General features: G+C 60.6%; 14 protein-coding genes. 1 reads left to right on the top strand and 13 read right to left on the bottom strand.

Features of this window, described 5'->3' with window-relative positions; genetic code table 11:
- Nucleotides 1-7 precede the first annotated feature (7 nt).
- The 12 genes from cobA to HQR01_RS12845 all read right to left on the bottom strand — a co-directional run bounded on the left by cobA (nt 8) and on the right by HQR01_RS12845 (nt 16,195).
- The gene (gene cobA / locus HQR01_RS12900) at nt 8-799 is read right to left on the bottom strand and encodes a uroporphyrinogen-III C-methyltransferase (RefSeq protein ID WP_173215249.1); all 792 of its coding nucleotides are present in this window, start codon (nt 797-799) and stop codon (nt 8-10) included.
- Complete coding sequence (locus HQR01_RS12895) at nt 799-3,369, bottom strand: nitrate reductase (RefSeq protein ID WP_173215248.1); 2,571 nt, start codon at nt 3,367-3,369, stop codon at nt 799-801. Before HQR01_RS12895 ends, cobA begins: the two co-directional genes overlap by 1 nt.
- Before the next feature lie 5 nt (nt 3,370-3,374).
- Nucleotides 3,375-3,716 carry a nitrite reductase small subunit NirD gene (gene nirD / locus HQR01_RS12890; protein ID WP_173215247.1) on the bottom strand — a complete coding sequence of 114 codons (342 nt, stop codon included), beginning with the start codon at nt 3,714-3,716 and terminating at the stop codon, nt 3,375-3,377.
- Complete coding sequence (gene nirB / locus HQR01_RS12885) at nt 3,716-6,217, bottom strand: nitrite reductase large subunit NirB (RefSeq protein WP_173215246.1); 2,502 nt, start codon at nt 6,215-6,217, stop codon at nt 3,716-3,718. The genes nirD and nirB overlap by 1 nt, the downstream gene beginning before the upstream one ends.
- 281 nt (nt 6,218-6,498) lie before the next feature.
- Complete coding sequence (locus HQR01_RS12880) at nt 6,499-7,710, bottom strand: alginate export family protein (protein ID WP_173215245.1); 1,212 nt, start codon at nt 7,708-7,710, stop codon at nt 6,499-6,501.
- Between the two features lie 137 nt (nt 7,711-7,847).
- A complete protein-coding gene (locus HQR01_RS12875; protein ID WP_173215244.1) occupies nt 7,848-9,533 on the bottom strand; it encodes an ABC transporter ATP-binding protein in 1,686 nt (561 codons plus the stop codon).
- A gap of 11 nt (nt 9,534-9,544) precedes the next feature.
- A complete protein-coding gene (locus HQR01_RS12870) occupies nt 9,545-10,636 on the bottom strand; it encodes an ABC transporter permease (RefSeq protein WP_234030166.1) in 1,092 nt (363 codons plus the stop codon).
- A 26-nt stretch (nt 10,637-10,662) separates the two neighbouring features.
- A complete protein-coding gene (locus HQR01_RS12865) occupies nt 10,663-12,087 on the bottom strand; it encodes a CmpA/NrtA family ABC transporter substrate-binding protein (protein WP_199800335.1) in 1,425 nt (474 codons plus the stop codon).
- A 206-nt stretch (nt 12,088-12,293) separates the two neighbouring features.
- Nucleotides 12,294-13,502 (bottom strand): CmpA/NrtA family ABC transporter substrate-binding protein, encoded by a 1,209-nt coding sequence (locus HQR01_RS12860; RefSeq protein ID WP_173215243.1) that lies wholly within the window; start codon nt 13,500-13,502, stop codon nt 12,294-12,296.
- Nucleotides 13,502-14,077, bottom strand: coding sequence for an ANTAR domain-containing response regulator (locus tag HQR01_RS12855; protein WP_173215242.1), 576 nt, complete (start codon nt 14,075-14,077; stop codon nt 13,502-13,504). The genes HQR01_RS12860 and HQR01_RS12855 overlap by 1 nt, the downstream gene beginning before the upstream one ends.
- Nucleotides 14,078-14,437: 360 nt before the next feature.
- The gene (locus HQR01_RS12850; RefSeq protein ID WP_173215241.1) at nt 14,438-15,598 is read right to left on the bottom strand and encodes an NnrS family protein; all 1,161 of its coding nucleotides are present in this window, start codon (nt 15,596-15,598) and stop codon (nt 14,438-14,440) included.
- Between the two features lie 75 nt (nt 15,599-15,673).
- Nucleotides 15,674-16,195, bottom strand: a complete 522-nt coding sequence (locus tag HQR01_RS12845; RefSeq protein WP_234030165.1) for a carbonic anhydrase — start codon at nt 16,193-16,195, stop codon at nt 15,674-15,676.
- 183 nt (nt 16,196-16,378) lie between these two features.
- Between HQR01_RS12845 and HQR01_RS12840 the strand changes: the two genes are divergently transcribed.
- Entirely contained in the window at nt 16,379-17,593 is a 1,215-nt protein-coding gene (locus HQR01_RS12840) for an alginate export family protein (RefSeq protein ID WP_173215239.1), read from the top strand.
- Nucleotides 17,594-17,597: 4 nt separating this feature from the next.
- On the opposite strand, the gene HQR01_RS12835 is transcribed toward HQR01_RS12840, so the two are convergent.
- Entirely contained in the window at nt 17,598-18,284 is a 687-nt protein-coding gene (locus HQR01_RS12835) for a helix-turn-helix domain-containing protein (protein ID WP_173215238.1), read from the bottom strand.
- Nucleotides 18,285-18,457: the final 173 nt, after the last annotated feature.

The following is an 18,457-nucleotide window of genomic DNA, read 5'->3' as shown; positions in this document are numbered from 1 at the left end:
TGGCTCATCAAGTGCGTTGTTCTAAACTGGAGTTCGGTTTTAGCATCTGCCTTTGCGTCGCTATTGGTGCTGAATGTGATACGGATGGCCCCACCAGGATCAGGGCAGGGCCACCCTTCAATGCCGTTCGCGCCAGGAGTGGGAGGAGTCCGAGCGTGCCGATGAAATGACGCTCCTGCGGAAGGCTGGCGTTCTCGATCACTGCCACCGGAGTCGAAGGGGCTAAGCCCGCGTCAATCAGGCCTGCGCTCAGCGCGCGTGCCGCCGCCTTACCCATATAGATCGCTAACATTGCTTCGGGATCGGCCAAGGCCTTCCAATCGAGCGCAACCTCACCGCCCTCACGCAGGTGGGCCGTCACGAGCGTGAGGCGTCGGGCAAATCCTCGTAAGGTCAGGGAACAGCCAAGCGAGGCTGCGGCAGCGCTTGCGGCGGTAATGCCGGGGCAGATGTACACGAGGATCCCGGCGGTGCGGCACGCTTCGAGTTCTTCGGTGGCACGGCCAAAGATCGCCGGGTCGCCTCCCTTGAGCCGAACAACGCGCTTACCGGTCAGGGCGGCTTCGACAATAAGAGTGTCGATCGCCGCCTGGCTCTTCGAATGACGGCCCGAACGCTTCCCGACGCAGACCAACTCGACATGCGGGGGTACGAGTTCAAGAACTCCCATTCCGACAAGTGCATCGTGGAAGACAATATCGGCCGCGCGGATCAGCGCCTCTGCCTTACGCGTCAGAAGATCGGGATCGCCCGGGCCTGCACCGACCAGCCAAACCTCTCCGGGATCAATCAGAGCCATCAGCGAACCTCTGTCAACCGTGCGCCGTGTCCGTCGAGCAATCGCGAAATGATGGGGCGACAAGAACCACAATTGGTTCCAGCCTTGGTGCATTTGCTTATGGTCGCGACATCCTCAGCGCCGGCATCGATCGCACTCAGGATATCCAGTTCTCCAACCCCATGGCATACGCACACAGTCGGACCGCAGTCCTGAAGCGGGGTCAACGGACGACCTGCTAACCACTCCGTGACCGAGGCGAAGTCAGTGCCGAGCTGGTCCGAAATCCACTCACGCGGGGGGAGCGTTCCGCTGCGAGTGATGAACAGGACGGCTTCGAGCGAACCGTCCTGTGCGCTCACTGCCAATCGCTTCATTCCGGCCTGCATGTCGGATGCCTCGCTGCGCTCGCCTGGTGGCATCAGGTAGTCGAAGTCGACCGATCCCATCCCCGCAAGTTCGGTGATCCAGCCCTTTTCAACCCGGCTTGCGCTCCAGTAGTCCGTTGTAGGACGGATACGGACGCGGCCGGCGAGAAACGCCCGCCACTCTGGCCTAAAGGGTGCGATGCGCGCTGCGGTATTCTTGAAACCGGGTTGGCCCGAATGCGGGTCGACCGTGGGCTGGACCAGCCTTCCGGTTCGCCCCCCAGCGCTCAGGCCATCGCTCCAGTGCATTGGTACGAATATCTCTGAAGGTCGAACTGCCTCTGAAAGTTCGACGCGATAGATGCTTTCGCCGAAAGGCGTGCCGACCCTCGCTAGCCCTCCATCAAGGAGGCCGATCTCGCTCGCGACATCAGGATGCACTTCGACCCTGGGTTCGCGGCGATGGATCGACAACTTGGGGCTCAATCCAGTTCGGGTCATGGTGTGCCATTGGTCACGGTACCGACCGGTGTTGAGGCGCAAGGGGAAATCGGGTTGTTGCGAAGGAGTGACCGGTGCAGTCACGCGCACGAGACGCGCCTTGCCACCTTCTGCCGGAAATCGGGCTGCGCAGGGATGCCGCCCACCCCACCGGAACGGCCGCATTGTATCGTATTCCGCATCGCTGCAATCGGCCCAGGCAGTCAGGTCAAACAGCTTGCCGTAGGCGCCAGAGAGCGCACTCATGGCGGCGTATTCGCGAAACACGTCGGCCGCAGAGTCGAATGAGAAATGCTCCTCAAAGCCCGTCAGCCGTGCAACCTCGCAAATGATCTGCCAGTCAGCGCGAGCTTCTCCCGGCGGTGTGAACAGTGCGCGCTGGCGACTGATCCGTCGTTCTGAGTTTGTTACGGTGCCGTCCTTTTCGCCCCATCCCAGCGCCGGCAATCTGACATGAGCGAAGCGACTTGTGTCCGTTTCGGCCATGATCTCCGAAACGACCAGCGTCGGACAACGTGCCAGGGCTTCGCGAACGAAGCCGGCGTCGGGCATCGAAACGGCGGGGTTGGTGCCCATGATCCACAAGAACTTGATCCGCCCGTCATGGACAGCCCTGAACAGGTCGATGGCCTTCAAGCCCGGCCCCTTGCAAAGGTGATCGGTTTTCCAGAAAGTGGCTACGTCGGCCCGCTCGGCCAGCGAAAATCCAAGGTGCACTGCAAGCATGCTCGAAAGGCCGCCGACCTCGCGACCACCCATCGCATTGGGCTGGCCCGTGATCGAGAACGGCCCGGCACCTGGCCGGTTTATGCGACCTGTTGCGAGGTGGAGATTGGTGATCGCATTGCACTTGTCCGTTCCACCGACCGATTGATTCGCGCCTTGGCTAAACAGGGTTACCGTGCGCGGGCTTTCGGCCACCATATCGGCAAAGCGGCTAAAGACCTCGGCAGGCACCCCGGGACTACAGTCGAGGCTGTCCCAGAATTGTGCTGGGATGGTGCAGTGTGCTGCCAGAAAGTCTTGGTCGACCAGGCCCCGCGCGAGCATCTCGCCAAGCAATGCGTTGAACAGCGCGACATCTCCGTCGGGACGAACGGCGAGGTGCAAGTCGGCCCTTTCGGCTGTTTCCGTCCGGCGCGGGTCGATCACCACCAGTCGGGTTCCGTGTTGTTCGCGGGCCCGTTCGATCCTTTGCCAGATCACGGGGTGGCACCAGGCCGTGTTCGAGCCGACCAGCACAATCAGTTCGGCGCAGTCGAGGTCTTCGTAGCTGCAGGGGACAACATCCTCGCCAAAGGCCCGCTGATGCGCGGCCACTGCGCTGGCCATGCACAAGCGGGAATTGGTGTCGATATTGCCAGTGCCGATGAAGCCCTTGGCCAACTTGTTGGCTACGTAATAATCCTCGGTCAACAACTGGCCCGAGACATAGAGGGCGACGCTATCCGGACCATAGGTCTCAACACATTCGCGCATTCGGCCTGCAACTTCGTCCAGTGCGCGATCCCACTCGACACGCTCCTCGCCGATCATCGGGTGCAGGAGGCGTCCCTCCAGTCCCACGGTCTCACCCAGGTGGATTCCCTTGGAACACAGGGCACCGCGATTGGCAGGATGGTCTTTGTCGCCGGCAATGGAGACCTTGCGGTCGCCGACAACCTTGGCTGCGATGCCACAACCGACACCGCAATAGGCGCAAGTCGTAAGGATCGCTGCCATGTCTCTCAAGCAACCTTCTGCACAAGCACCGCTTCACGCAGCAGGTAAATGCGTCCTGCATCGAGCTTGGCCGGAATGGTCGGCGTGCAGCCTTCGTCATCGTCGAGCGCCCTCCCGCTTTTGAGCGAGATGCGCCAGTTGTGCAGCGGGCAGGATACGCTGTCGCCGTGCACGATGCCCTGACTCAGCGGCCCCTGCTTGTGGGGGCACTTGTTGATCAGCGCGTAGACTTCGCCGCGCAGCGTGTGAAACACCGCGACTTCCTCGCCGTTCTGTACTGGCAGAGTGCGGGCGGTGCCGGGCTCGATCTGCGAAACCGGGCCGATGTCGATCCACCTCGCGTCCATCACGCATTCTCCAGCCTGAAGGGTCGGATTTCGCCGAGATGATCATGCAGTTCGCGATGGGCTCCCTTTGCGCGGCCTTCCCAAGGGTCGACCTGCCAGTACTTCTGAGAAAGGCGGAAGCGATCTGCGAGCGTATGAATCGCCTCCGGATCATCGAAGAGTTGCGCCTTAATCCACGTCAGACCCATGCGCTCCAGCCATGGGGCGGTGCGCTCGAGGTAGTGGGCCTCTTCGCGATAGAGCTGGATGAAGGCGATACAGATTTCCATCGCCTTTTCTTCTGTTTCGACCTTGCACAACAAGTCGGTTGCGCGGACCTTGATCCCGCCATTGCCGCCGATGTGGAGCTCGTAGCCGCTGTCGACGCAGACGACCCCAAAGTCCTTGATCGTCGCTTCGGCACAATTGCGCGGGCATCCGCTAACCGCCATCTTGAACTTGTGCGGCATGTAGCTGCCCCAGGTAAGCTGCTCGAGCTTGACCCCCAGGCCGGTAGAATCCTGGGTCCCGAAGCGGCACCATTCGCTACCGACGCAGGTCTTCACCGTACGCAGCGCCTTGCCATAGGCATGACCTGAAACCATCCCTGCTGCATTGAGGTCGGCCCAGACGGCGGGCAGGTCTTCCTTCCTGATCCCGAAAATGTCGAGCCGCTGGCCGCCGGTCACCTTGACCATCGGCGCATCGTACTTCTCCACCACATCGGCGATCGCACGCAATTCGCGCGGATTAGTCAGGCCGCCCCACATGCGTGGGACCACCGAATAGGTTCCATCCTTCTGGATGTTCGCGTGGAGACGTTCGTTGACGAAACGGCTCCGTTCGTCATCGCGATATTCGCCGGGCCAGGCGCAAAGCAGATAGTAGTTCAATGCAGGGCGACACGATGAGCAGCCGTCGGGAGTGGTCCAATGCAGTTCCTGCATGACTTCCGGGATCGCCTTGAGATCCCTTTCGAGGATCAGTCGGCGCACATCGTTGTGAGTGAAACTGGTGCATTTGCACATGGTCCTCGGTCCGGACTCGACCGCGTCGTCACCCAGAGCCAGCGCCAGCAGGCTTTCGATCAGTCCGGTGCAGCTCCCGCAGCTGGCCGACGCCTTGCAGGTGGAACGGACTGCGTCGAGGCTATGTGCTCCGGCACCGATGCAGGCGACGACTTTGGCCTTCGATACGCCGTTGCAGCCGCAGATTTCTGCGTCGTCCGAAAGGGCAGCAACGGCGGCACTAGGGTCCGCGAGTGCGCCCCCTGCGGCAAAGGCCTGTCCGAAGATCAAGGCTTCGCGGATTCCAGCGATATCTTCGCCCTTCTTCAGAAGATCGAAGTACCAGCTGCCGTCGGCGGTATCGCCATAGAGTACGGCGCCGACGAGCCGGTTTTCACGGACCACAACACGCTTGTAGATCCCGCGAGCGGCATCGCGCATGACGATGTCTTCGCAATCGTCGCCGCCCGAGAAGTCGCCGGCGGAGAAGACGTCGATGCCGCTGACCTTGAGCTTGGTAGAGGTGACCGATCCCTCATAGCCATTTGGCTGATCGGTGAGTCCATCGGCCAGCGACCGACACATCTCCCACAGCGGAGCAACGAGGCCATAGCAGGACCCGCGGTGCTCGACGCACTCGCCCACCGCCAGGACTGCGGGGTCGGAGGTAACCATATGGTCGTCGACGATGATCCCGCGCCCGACTTCAAGCCCGGCGGTCTGAGCCAGCTGAGTATTGGGACGGATACCCACTGCCATGACGACGATTTCTGCCGGAATTTCGGTTCCGTCCTTCAGTCTGACTCCACCGACGTGACCATCCCTTGCGACGATTTCTGCGGTGTCCGCGCCGGTCAGGATCGTTTGGCCGCGGCGTTCAAGTTCGTTCTTGAGTAGCCAGCCGGCCGCCTCGTCGAGTTGGCGCTCCATCAGCGTGGGCATGAGGTGAATGACCGTGACCTGCATCCCGCGCAGACTCAGGCCATGAGCCGCCTCCAGCCCCAGCAGGCCGCCGCCAATCACAACGGCATTGCCGCCCTTCGCTGCGGCGCTGACCATCTTGTCGACATCGTCGAGATCGCGGAAGGTCACGACACCGGGCAAATCCTTGCCTGGGACGGGAATGACGAAGGGATCGGAGCCGGTTGCAATCAGCAGCCGGTCATAATTTTCAACGTGCCCCGACCGAGTGGTCAGCTGGCGCGTCTCTCGATCGATCCGGACCACCGGGTCCCCCGAGATGAGTGTAATCGCGTTGTCGGCGTACCAGTCAGTCGAATTGATCACGATCTCGTCGAAGCTCTTTTCGCCCGCGAGGACCGGCGACAGCATGATGCGGTTGTAGTTGACGCGAGGTTCCGCACCGAAAATCGTGATGTCGAAGCGATCAGGATCGCGATCGAGGATTTCCTCTACCGCCCGGCAACCTGCCATGCCATTGCCGATTACCACCAATCGTTCGCGCGACCGCGCGCCCGTTCCGGTGCCGACTTTGCTTTGCGCGTTCACACTCATTCCTCCAGCCCCTTTCCGGGCCAAACGCGCACGCAAAAAAGCCGCCAAGTCGCGTTCCGGAAGGAACAGACCAGGCGGCGCCATTGCCACGCAATTTTCAAATGTTGTTCGGAACCGTTTGCCTTGTCCAACTGCAGACAGGCGATTCCGAATAGCTCCTTTTACCTTACGATTGCTGTAGCGACAAGCATATATTGCACTGCAGCATTGCTGATGTGAGAGGACGGGCGCGGAAGCCCGCCCTCTCCAGGATCGCCCGTCGCCCCGGGCACCTCATCGACTTAGTAACTGATTTCCGCCTGCAGCCAGAACTTGTCCGTATCCACCTGGAACGCATCGGCATTGTAGGTGGCATATTTGGCCAGCAGGCCGACCCGACCCAGCTTGATGCCGAGCGAGGCGTCGAACTCTTCGCCATAGTCCACGCCGCCGAAATCGCTCTCGAACTTGTGATAGGTGGCGGCGACCTTCAGTCCAGGCAAAGCCTTGACCTTGAAGCCCTTGGACGCGCTCACGTAGTAGTCGCGTAAACCGTTGGTCGGTGTGGTCAGGAACAGGTCCGCCCAACCATTGAAGGCATGGAGCGTCGCAAGCGGCGTCTGGAAGCTGGCCGCGCCATCGTCGCTGCCCAGCTCCTCATATCCGGCCTTCAACGAAAAACCCGCGACGGTGCCGCCCAACTCGAAGTTGAAATAGTCCGCGGCGAAGGGCACCGGATTACCTTGGTAGTCGGACTGATGGGCATAACTTGCCAAGACATTGATCTTCGCCTTGCCGATGGGAAATCCACCGGTCGCGAGGACACCGTAGGTCTGGCTCGAGAACGCTAGGCGGGTGTCATAATCGATGAGGTAAGCGAATGCCTTGACGTTCGCTGGCCCGGTTTTCACGCCCGCATTGAGCAAGACAATGTCGCCGTCGAACTTGTTGCTAGGGCTCTCGTGGCCGAAGATCGTGCGCTGGCTGTTCGAATAGGTCGCATTGAGCGAAACCGGACCGATCGTCGCCTGCCCGCGTACTGCGTCGAAAGTCTGTTCGTTCTGGCGCCACCCGACTGCGCCGACGAAGCGCTGGTTGTCGATGTTGATGCGTTGACGACCAGCGGTCAGTCCGAAGCCCTTGATCTTGTAGGCCACCTGGAGGCGGTTGAGTTCGACATTGTCTGGGTCGGCAACGACAGGGTTAGGCTCCAGCCCGTTGCCCGGGATGGTGTCGTTATAGTCGCTGACGATGGCCAGCGTGCCCTCTCCCTCGACCAGCAGTGAGAACCCGTTCTTGGCTACTTCAAATCCCGCGCGACCGCGTAAGGTGAGGGCGGTAGCATCGTCGACGAAAGTCGGCTGGTCGACGGTCTCGACACGCAAGCGCAGGTCGATGATCGGGTCGAAGGTCACCCCCTCGACAAACTTGATCGGATCACCTTCGGCTGCCGCGACAGGGGGCGCGACGATAGTGGCTGGTACGACGGCACAACAGAGCAAAAAATAACGCATAACACCTCCCATTCGGCCCGCAGCGGGCCGGGTGCGGAAGGCGAGCGTCGTTGCCCGCCGATCGGATCGCCGGAGAAATCCGGCGTTGAATTGGCATCGGCGCGCGGCGACATTGCCGCCCGCCGCTCTCCCATAATTCAGGCCGCCTGTGCCTGCGGTCCGTGATCGTATTCGGCAAGGAAGTGCAGTACCTCTTGCCGATACTGATAGAATTTCGGGTGGTCGAGCAGCGCCCGCCGGTCGCGGGGGCGCGGCAGGTCCACTTCGAGAATCTTTCCAATGGTGGCCTTGGGTCCATTGGTCATCATCACCACCCGATCGGCGAGCAGGATCGCTTCGTCTACGTCGTGCGTGACCATGATCGCAGTGACCTTGGTGCGGTTCCACACCTCTACCAGCACATCCTGCAGGTCCCAACGGGTGAGGCTGTCGAGCATCCCGAAGGGTTCGTCGAGTAGCAGTAGGCGTGGGCTCAGCGCGAACGCCCGTGCAATGCCGACGCGCTGACGCATGCCGTTAGACAATTCAGCGGCCATCTTCTCCATAGCATCGACGAGGCCGACGCGCTCAAGGTAATAGTCGACGATATCGCGCCGTTCTGCTCGGCTGGCGTGCGGGTAGACACGCTCGACTCCCAACGCGACGTTCTGCCGCGCGGTCAGCCAAGGCATGAGGCTGGGCGCCTGGAACACCACCGCCTTGTCTGGCCCAGCGAGGTCGATCTCGCGGTTGTCGAGGACGATGCCGCCGCCGCTGATCGCGTTGAGGCCGGCAGCCATCGTCAGGACAGTGGACTTGCCACAACCCGAATGGCCGATGAGCGACACGAACTCGCCGCGGTCCATCAACAAGTTGAAGTTCTCGACCACCTTCAGCGGACCCTTGGGAGTGGGGTATACCTTGTCGAGCTTGAAGAATTCGAGATAGCGCGTCGAAACGGCAGACTGTGCCGCTTCGCGATAGGCCCTGGGCGGCGGGGCAAGGTCAAGCGGGGTCACCCTAGGCAAATCGACCGAGCTTTCACCGATCGAACCCGATTCTTCATTGAGCGAACCGAGATAGGATACGATCTGCTTGCGCAGCGTTTGGAAGTGCGAGTCGTCGTTGACCCTTTCGCGATCGCGAGGCCGTGCGACGTCGACATCGTAGATCTGGCCAATGGTTGCACCGGGTGCAGGGGTCAGCACGGCGACGCGGTCCGCGAGCAACAAGGCCTCGTCGACATCGTTGGTCACCAGGATGATCGTACGCTTCTCTTCCTTGCGGATGCGCTCAATCTCGTCCTGCAGTTTCGCCCTAGTGAGCGCATCGAGCGCCGAAAGCGGCTCGTCTAAGAGCAGGATCTCTGGCTCCATCGCCAGTGCGCGGGCCACCGCCACGCGCTGGCGCATTCCGCCGGACAGCTGCGCCGGCTTGCGATCCATCGCATGACCAAGGCCAACCAATTCGACCTTCTGCTTCACTAGCGCCGCACGCTCAGCCCTGGTGCGATCCTTGTGCACGGCATCGACCGCCAAGGCGACGTTTTGTTCGACCGCCAGCCAGGGGAACAGCGAATAGGACTGGAATACGAGCCCGCGTTCCTTGTCCGGTCCGTCGATCGGGTTGCCTCGAAGCAGGATCTCGCCCTCGTCGGGTTCGACCAGCCCGGCGATCGCCGAAATCAGCGTGGTCTTTCCTGCACCCGAGAAGCCGAGGATCGCGATGAACTCGCCTTCGTGGACATCGAGGTCGATCCGTTCAAGCACATGGCTCGAAATGCCGGTCTTTCCGGTATAGGACTTGCTGACACCGCGTAGAGAGAGGATGGGAAGTTCGCTCATCAAGTCCTCCGTCAGACCGTGTGGTTCTTCGAGGCGAGCGACTGCAGGATCATCATCAAGCGGTCGAGCAGGAAGCCGATCAGGCCAATCACGATCACCGCGAACATGATCCGCGCGAGCGATTGGCTCGAACCGTTCTGGAACTCGTCCCACACGAATTTCCCGAGGCCTGGATTCTGCGCGAGCATTTCGGCCGCGATCAGCACCATCCAGCCTACGCCAAGCGACAGGCGCATGCCGGTGAAGATGTAAGGCAGGCTCGCCGGCAGGACGAGCTTGCTCAGCTTGGCAAGGAAGCCCAGCTTGAGCACCCGTCCGACGTTGAGCAGGTCCTTGTCGATACTGCTCGCACCTACCGCCGTATTGATTAGCGTCGGCCACAGGGAGCAAAGCATCACCACTAGGGCAGAGATCACGAATGCCTTGGGCAGGATCGGATCCGCGCTGGTGATCAAGGCAGAGATCACCATCGTTACGATCGGCAGCCAGGCCAGAGGACTGACCGGCTTCATGATCTGGACCAAAGGATTGATCGCTGCGTTGAAAACGGGCGATAGACCCGCCAGAAGCCCGATCGGTACAGCGACCAGCGTCGCGAGGAGGAAGCCAAGCGCGACTGTTTCAAGCGAGGTTGCGATCTGGTCGAGGAAAGTCGGTGGTCCGGCGTATTCGAAGGCCTGCACCGCACCAGGATTGCCTGCCGCAATTGCTGCCTCATTGCGCGCATCCTGGTCGGCATAGAACCGCGCTTCGAGGTCCTTGGCGGCGCCCCATTCCTCATACAGAGCTACGCCTTGTTCGCCGACTTCCACTGGTCCCGGCAGCGCGCCGAGCGAGGTATCGACCTGCGGCGCCAATGCGGCCCACAGAAACAGGAAGGCGAGGATACCGATGACGGGAGCTACCAGCGACCTGAGCAGTGTGGACAGCTTTCCGGCCAAAGCGGTGGCGGCAATTCCGGGCGTCTCCGCAGGCTCGGTTTCCGCGCCCGCGCGCTTTTCAAGTACTGGCGCCTCCCCAACCTCCGGCGTGCAGGCTTTCGATTGTTCGAAAGGCCCCGAATTGGCGAATGCGGTTGCCATGGCATTGGTATCCTTGCTCATCTCTGTTGCAATCGGGGCGGTGAGCGTCAGCTGCCGCTGACCCCAGCCGCGGTGACCTTCTGGCCCTTCTTCAGGCCGATCTTAAATTTTGCGAGGTAGGCGTTGGGCTGGTGACCATCGTAGGTGATGCCGTCGATGAAGCCGCCCTGCTCGCCGCGATATCCGTCGGTCTCGGGGACACTGGTGCCGGGGATCACCCCGTCCTTCACCAGCTTGCTTGCTGCCGCGAGATAGAGGTCGGGTCGGTATACTGCCTTGGCAGTTTCGAAATACCAGCTGTCCGGCTTGTCCTCGGCAATCTGGCCCCACCGGCGCATCTGCGTAAGGTACCAGATCGCATCAGAATAATATGGATAGCCGGCAAACTTATCGAAGAAGATGTTGAAACCTTTGGCGTCACGCGTGTCACCTTTCTCAAAGGTGAACTTTCCTGTCATGCTGGCGGCAATCACAGCTTCGTCGGCACCGACATAGTTCGGCTGCGAAAGGATCTTCACCGCCTCCGCGCGGTTGGCGCCACTATCGGCGTCGAGCCATTGCTGTGCCTTGATTATCGCACGCAGCAGAGCGGCGGTGGTAGCGGGATACTTCGCCGCGAAATCTTCGCGCAGCCCAAGGACCTTTTCCGGATTGTCATGCCAAATCTCATCGTCAGTGATGACCGGCACGCCGATTCCCTTCTGGACTGCAGCCTGGTTCCACGGTTCGCCGACACAGTAACCTTCGATCGTGCCGGCTTCGAGCGTTGCTGGCATCTGGGGTGGCGGGGTGACCGAAAGCTTCACATCGGCTGATACAGTCCCACCCACATCGCCCGGAGCATAGTAGCCCGGGTTGAGGTCACCTGCCGCGAGCCAGTAGCGTAGTTCATAGTTGTGCGTGCTGACCGGGAAGACCATGCCCATGTTGAACGGCTTGCCCTGTTGTTCGTACTTTGCGACCACCGGCTTCAGTGCACTGGCTGAGATTGGATGCTTGACCTTACCACCCTCGGTCGGGAGTGAAGGCTTGATGTCCTGCCAGACGCGATTCGACAGGGTTATCGCATTGCCGTTGAGGTCGAGGCTGAGCGGCGCAATAAGATTGGCCTGCGTGCCGTAGCCGATGGTCGCGGCAATTGGCTGCCCTGCAAGCATATGCGCGCCGTCAAGTTGACCGCCGATCACGCCGTCTAGCAGGACTTTCCAGTTGGCCTGCGGTTCGAGCGTGACGTTGAGGCCCTCTTCGGCAAAGAAACCCTTCTCCTTGGCGATCGCTAGTGGAGCCATGTCCGTGAGCTTGATGAAGCCGAGCTTGAGATTGGGCCTTTCGACCTGCCCGTCGATCGCTGCGGCCACGACCTTGTCCCCACCCTCGCTGGCGCTACCGCTGCAGCCTGCAAGGACAAAGCTCGCGACCACGGCAACCATCACTCCGCGTCGGTCGAGACGGAAACCTCCATGCTTGTTCATCGCGTCAGTCCTTCATCTGGCGCACAACGCAAAAAGGCCGCCTCGACATGATCCATTGAGGACCAGATCGGGCGGCTACGTTGCCACGCAATTTCGAATTTCGAAGCGGAGCATCGCGACTGCCCAACCTTGAGCGGCCTCTCCGTTCGCTCATGCAATAAGCGATTCGCTTGCCATCGCGCAAGTGTAATTTTTGCAATGCAGCATTATCGCTGCGACGCAATATATTGCTCGAGATGATCCGGATCGAAGGGGGCGCCATCGAAAAAACTGTTCTCGGTCAAGGTCATGGTACCTTGCTGGGCAGTGACCGAAGTAGGGCCCAAAAGACTCCCTTCGACTTTGGAACTCGCGCCCGGAAGCACGTCGCCAGTGCCCTTCAGCGCACTGCGATAGACGTCGGGGCGAAAGACCCGTGCAGCCTTCACGGCCTCATTGGCATCGTATGGCAGCCCATCCCAGCGAACGAGCTGGGTATAGAGCCACTGTGCCTGGCTGACCCACGGGAAGTTGGCAGCCTCGCGATACTGGAACATGAAGTCGGAATAGGCGAAGGGAGTCCCTCCGGTCCGAAGAATCAGCTGGTCGGAGATGGCGCGCAGGATCAGATCGGGCGACGCGTTGCAGTATTCTGGGCGTGCCAGGATCGCAGCGTTGCTCTCCCAATTGGCGGGATCGACGAAATGCCTCGCCGCTTCCCGCATCGCGCGAATAAGTGCCTCGACAGCGGGGCGCCGCTGCTCGATCCGATCAGCGCGCATCGCAAGGACCTTCTCAACCCCGCGCCGCCATATCTGCGCGGTCGCCAGCACGATCCGCCCGGCGCCACGATCGACCGCAACACTGTTCCATGGTTCACCGACACATAGGCCGTCGATCTCTCCCGCTCCGAGAGCGTCGGCGCAAAACGGTGGTGCGACAGTGACGATCTCAAGGTCTTCGTCAGGTCGGATACCGCAGGATGCCAGCCAATAGCGAAGCATGTAGTTGTGACTTGAATAGCGGTGGACCACGCCGAAGCGGAGCTTTCGTCCACTGGCGAGATTGCGCGCAACTTCATCACGCAGGGCCGCGCCGACCGCCTTGGGGTCGCCCAGCCCATCGCCAGGGCAAACGCTTTCGGCCAACGCTTGCGACAGGGTGATCGCATTGCCGTTCAGTCCGAGTACGAATGGAGCGGCAAGTTGCTGTGCTGGACGCCCACGCCCCAGGGTCGTGGCGATGGCGAGCGGCGCAACGAGATGAGCCGCGTCACTCTGCCCATAGAGCAACCGGTCGAGCACTGTCGCCCAGCTGACGTCGCGTACAAAGCTCAGCTCCACCCCTTCCGCCGCTGCGAAGCCGTGCTCGGCCGCCAGGATGGGAAGGCAGGCATCGACCAGCGGCAGGAACCCGACTGTGAATTTCTCGGCCATCAATCCCCCAACAATTCGTGAGCCGTGACCACAGCCTCGGCAATGTCGACGATGCGCTTATTCGATGACATCGCCTTGCGCCGTAGTTCGCCGTAGGCTTCCGGCTCGGTTACGCCCTTGCTGTTCATCAAAATGCGCTTGGCCCGGTCAATCGTCTCGCGCTCGGCCAACTTTCCTTGCGCTTCGGCAAGGTCGGACTGAAGCCGGGCGAAGGCATTGAAACGGCGGACGGCGAGGTCCAGCAAGGGTTTGATACGGTTGGCGGAGAGCCCGTCCACGATATAGGCAGAGACGCCTGCATCAATTGACGCGGCAATCGCTTCGTCGTCGGATTCGTCGACGAACATGGCGATCGGTCGGGCAAGCGCCCGGCTTACGATGAAATACTCTTCCAGCTCATCGCGGGAAGGGTTGCCAAGGTCCATTAGAACGATGTCGGGGCTGATTTCCGCGATCCGGGCAAGCAACCCGTCGCGCCCGCTGATTGCGAAGATCTCGCAACCGGTGACAGCGCTAAGCCCCTCCTCGATAATAGAGGCGCGCGCCGTGCTGTCATCGATTATCGCGATCCGCATTCCTTCATTTTGCACTGCAACATTGATCAGGTGCAAGGTCAAACGGGGTTGAGGCGATATAAGCTGATGTTGAGGTCCGAACGTCGCCCTAGTTCTACGTGACACTACTGTGTGGAAAGATTGGCCCAAGGCGGCAACGGAAGGCGGTTGCCAGTCAGTTATTGGGAAGATCGGGAATCCCGCGCAATGTCTGGAATTTGGGGCGCGTTTCGGACTGGCTGCAACCGGGCCGGTTGCGGACAGTCCGTCTTAGGCCTTGCTGCTGGAGAAGCTGACGTTTTCAGGCAGTATCTTGGGGCTGAATTTCGCTCAAGGAAGCGGCCATCTACCACTCGCTACGGCCTGGCATCGGGTTCAAGCTCAATTGTCAGCGCGTGGGCGCAGCATCAATGGGACATAGGCGAGCAGAAACAGGCCAAAGGCGGCAATCCATAGTGCTGCGGAAGAACGCAGCAGCAATAGGTAGTAGGCGGGGATGAGGGATGCACATACACGGGCGATCGCTGCTAAATGAAGTGCGAGATAGCTTGCCCTCGTTGCGGGCCCGGCATGGAGCACTCGTCCGGTATGGCCAAGCGTAGCGCGCGTCATCACCGCGAGGATCATTCCGGCCAGCGCACCAACAGCCAGAGCGTGAATCCCTGCGCTCTGTGGGAGCCATGCATAAAATCCAGCCCCGCCGAGTAAGAGCAAGCCAAGGGGAATCCACGCATAGCCGAGGTGGAGCACCAGGACGATTGGAGAGGCCAGCGTCCGCCATCCTCGCCATCGCGCCAGCCGCACTGCTTGCAGGGCCCCAGCCAGCATTAGCGCCGTACTGACAGCTGGTGTCGATCCGGCTAGCGTCCAGGCAATCAATGCCGCGGCTGTCACAAATATCACCGCGAGATCGAAGCGGTTCGGCCCATTGGGTAGCTCCCCGCCGATTTGCTCCTTCTGCAGCCAGTTGCGGGTGAAGGACGGAACGATGCGCCCGCCGATCAGCGAAACCAGTATGACCGTGAGCGTGATCCCCACGCGCACGCCGTAGTCGGTTGTGACGAGTCCTGCCAGACCTGCATAGTCGAGCAAGTCCGCAATGGCGAATAGTGCGATCACCAAGGCGACAGGGATGTTGCGGTTCTTGGCCTGAAGGATTTCACGCAAAATCAAACCTGCCAGTCCGAGGTAGAATCCCGCATCAATGAGCGCCAACAGAGTCAATGGAAGTTCGGGCAACACGAAAGGCACGAGGCGCGCCGTCAGCCACCAAATTGCAAGCGCCGCAAGGGGCCAGCCTGCAATCGGCAACCGCCCGGTCCAGTTCGGGACCGCCGTGAGCGCAAAGCCTGTGATCGCCGCGCCCACAAAGCCGAACAACATCTCGTGGCGGTGCCACGCCAGCGGATCGAGCGCCCCGATACGCATCGTCCCCATTTCCAGCGACCAGAGCCAGACGGGTATTACGACTACCGCCCACAAGCCTGCGCCTAGAAAAAAGGGGCGAAATCCGCCACGCAGCAAAGGCGGTGCGGACGCCATTCGCCGCTGCCGTAGTTCTAGTCGATCGCGATTATCCATGCTGCCTGCTCGCCTGCTACCCAGTTATGGTTGCCGTCAATCCGCACCATCGAGAAAATCGACCCGACCGCTATCGAGATGATAGTAGGCCCCAACCACCCTCAGCTTGCCAGCCGATTGCGGTCCTAGCAGGGCAGGTGAAGCTTCCTCGCGTAACTCGCGTACAACCTTGCGCACGTTGCAGAGCGCGGCAGCATCGACGAGGTCCGGCGCCCACGGATCGGCCTCGAGCACCGCGGGTAGGAGCGACTGCAGGACTTTGCTTACATTGCCCGAGAACTGTCGCTGTTCACGCGCGACCGCGACGGCCGCACGCAATGCGCCACAGGCTTCGTGACCCATCACCACGATAAGGGGGACTTCGAGCTGCGTAACTGCGAATTCGAGGCTGCCAAGCGCGCTCGCGCACAGCGTGTTGCCAGCGTTGCGTACGATGAAGAGTTCTCCGAGCCCACGTTCGAACAACAGCTCGGGCGGGACGCGCGAATCTGAACACGAGAGGTAGGCAGCGAAGGGCCGTTGCGCGGCAGCGAGGTGAAGACGACGAAGCCGGTCCATCGGAGGCTGGTACGGCGCATCTTCAAGGAATCGGCGATTGCCCTCCCGGAGGCGTTCCAGCGCCTCAGAAGGCGTAAGCGGAATGAAATCCTGTTCCGTCATTCGCGGGTGTCTAGCCGAGCGGTGCAGCCGGTCGTTGATAGAAATCAATTACAGCTTCGATCTAGATACTATCTAGGCAACATGAATCAAGTGAACCTCCCGCTCGCCGCGCTGGTTGCTGCAGCGCTTATCCCGTCGGCCGCGCACGCTGAAACCGATGCGCAGTTGGACATCACGCCATATGCCGACATTCGCTACCGGCTTGAACTGGTCGATCAGGATGGATTGCCGGAGGACGCCACCGCCTCGACCCTACGCCTCAAGGCGGGTGTGAAGTTTGGCGAGTGGAACGGATTCAGTGCGCTGGTCGAAGGCGAAGCCATCGCCCGCCTGGGTCCGGAGGATTACAACGACACGACCAACGGAAGAACCCAGTTTCCAGTTGTGGCCGATCCGAGCGATGCTCTGCTCAATCAGGCGTATCTTCGATGGCAGCCAGCTTCGGCGATCCAGGCAACCGTTGGCCGTCAGGCTGTCAATCTCGACAACCAGCGCTGGATCGGCTCGGTCGGCTGGCGCCAGAACGACCAGACCCTCGACGCGGCACGCCTCTCGCTCAAGGCGGCCAAGGGGCTGACCGCCGACTATTTCTATGCTTGGCGGGTCAATCGCATATTTGGACCCGACTCGACCCAAGGGATCTGGCGCGACAACGACATTCACGGCCTGCGCGTCGGATATGATATCGCGAATTTCGGTACCCTCTCGGCTTACGGCTACTGGCTGGACATACCTTCCGCTCCGGCTGCTAGCAGCAAGACCTTCGGGGTGCGGTTGGCTGGCGCCCAATCGGTTGGGGAAGGCGGCAAGCTGCTCTACACTGCCGAGTATGCACGTCAGTCCAACCATGCCGTCAATCCGGCCGAATTCGGACTCGACTACCTGTTGATCGAGCCCGGATTCAATGCCTCAGGCTTTACGGTGAAAGCAGGCTTCGGACGGCTGGAAGGTAACGGTACCACTGCCCTGCAGACGCCACTGGCGACACTGCACGCCTTCCATGGCTGGGCAGACAAATTCCTTTCCACGCCAGCCAACGGATTGCGCGACCTTTACGCAGACGCGGCATACAAGTTTGGTGAGGGGTCGGCGCTCAACGGACTGACCTTGCGCATAGCCTATCACAATTTCGATTCGACTCGCGGTGAACTCTCTTACGGGAACGAGTGGGATGCGCTCATCGCCTATCCCCTGACCAAGCAAGTCAAGCTGCTCGCGAAATTCGCCAGCTATGATGCGGACGACTTTGCGACCAATACGCGCAAATTCTGGTTCCAGGTCGAGGCAAAGTTCTAGGCTGTCAAATAGCGATCGGATCAGGCCGCACGAAGGCGCTGAGTGCATCGCGATCGATGATTGAAATGCTGCTCCCCTCGACACGAACGCCATGTGCCGCCAACGCTGAAAAGGCGCGCGAGAGGTTTTCCGGTGTCATACCGAGAAGCGAAGCGAGCAAGCGTTTCTCTGCCCTCAACTGAACGGTTCCCTCATCATCCTGCCGGGTATCCTGTTGCAGAAGGTAATTGCCAAGTCGTTCGGCGGACTGCCGCAGCTTCATATCGACGAGTGCTCGGACGAGATCGCGATAGGCAAGCGCCAGCTCGCGCATGGTCGCCTGCATCAAAGCAGTATCCTGGCGAATCACCTCACGGATCAGCGCGGCCGGCACGAGCAGGATGCGCGAAGGTTCGAGCGTTCGTGCAGTCATCAGGTAAGGCAGGTCGTTGACCACGGCAGCGAGAATGAAGCTGGTGACCGGCTCGACAATGCGCATGGTGGTGTCGCGCCCGCCGCTGTTGGCCGACAGTTCCACCAAGCCATCGACCAGCACATGGAGGAAATCTGGGTGCTGCCCCAGCTCGAACAACGTCAGTTGCGGCGGGAAGACCTGAAGAAAAGAGCCGGCGAAAACGCGTTCTCGCTTGGCCTCGTCCATTTCGCGAAACAGCGGCAGCCGGGCGATTTCCGGTTTTTCCTCGATCCTCACAAACGTGTTCAATCCTTGTGTTGGCTCAGCCGCCTTTAGCGGATGATTTGATAATTATCAATTACCGGCTTGATCCATTTCTGCTTGCTGCGCGATCTATATCAGACGCTGAATTGATTAGCCCGCTGCGGACATTTAATTTGATCAATGTCAAAGAGTGGCGAGCGCTTTCC

Origin of the sequence: Erythrobacter mangrovi (assembly GCF_013260645.1) — a bacterium.
GTDB lineage: Bacteria > Pseudomonadota > Alphaproteobacteria > Sphingomonadales > Sphingomonadaceae > Qipengyuania > Qipengyuania mangrovi.
This window is presented reverse-complemented; position numbering and strand designations above follow the sequence as displayed.

What these genes read in the sequence shown, in the direction of transcription:
- cobA (WP_173215249.1), bottom strand. Translation starts at nt 799, where the DNA reads ATGGCTCTGATTGATCCCGGAGAGGTTTGGCTGGTCGGTGCAGGCCCG.
- HQR01_RS12895 (WP_173215248.1), bottom strand. Translation starts at nt 3,369, where the DNA reads ATGGCAGCGATCCTTACGACTTGCGCCTATTGCGGTGTCGGTTGTGGC.
- nirD (WP_173215247.1), bottom strand. Translation starts at nt 3,716, where the DNA reads ATGGACGCGAGGTGGATCGACATCGGCCCGGTTTCGCAGATCGAGCCC.
- nirB (WP_173215246.1), bottom strand. Translation starts at nt 6,217, where the DNA reads ATGAGTGTGAACGCGCAAAGCAAAGTCGGCACCGGAACGGGCGCGCGG.
- HQR01_RS12880 (WP_173215245.1), bottom strand. Translation starts at nt 7,710, where the DNA reads ATGCGTTATTTTTTGCTCTGTTGTGCCGTCGTACCAGCCACTATCGTC.
- HQR01_RS12875 (WP_173215244.1), bottom strand. Translation starts at nt 9,533, where the DNA reads ATGAGCGAACTTCCCATCCTCTCTCTACGCGGTGTCAGCAAGTCCTAT.
- HQR01_RS12870 (WP_234030166.1), bottom strand. Translation starts at nt 10,636, where the DNA reads ATGAGCAAGGATACCAATGCCATGGCAACCGCATTCGCCAATTCGGGG.
- HQR01_RS12865 (WP_199800335.1), bottom strand. Translation starts at nt 12,087, where the DNA reads ATGAACAAGCATGGAGGTTTCCGTCTCGACCGACGCGGAGTGATGGTT.
- HQR01_RS12860 (WP_173215243.1), bottom strand. Translation starts at nt 13,502, where the DNA reads ATGGCCGAGAAATTCACAGTCGGGTTCCTGCCGCTGGTCGATGCCTGC.
- HQR01_RS12855 (WP_173215242.1), bottom strand. Translation starts at nt 14,077, where the DNA reads ATGCGGATCGCGATAATCGATGACAGCACGGCGCGCGCCTCTATTATC.
- HQR01_RS12850 (WP_173215241.1), bottom strand. Translation starts at nt 15,598, where the DNA reads ATGGCGTCCGCACCGCCTTTGCTGCGTGGCGGATTTCGCCCCTTTTTT.
- HQR01_RS12845 (WP_234030165.1), bottom strand. Translation starts at nt 16,195, where the DNA reads ATGGACCGGCTTCGTCGTCTTCACCTCGCTGCCGCGCAACGGCCCTTC.
- HQR01_RS12840 (WP_173215239.1), top strand. Translation starts at nt 16,379, where the DNA reads ATGAATCAAGTGAACCTCCCGCTCGCCGCGCTGGTTGCTGCAGCGCTT.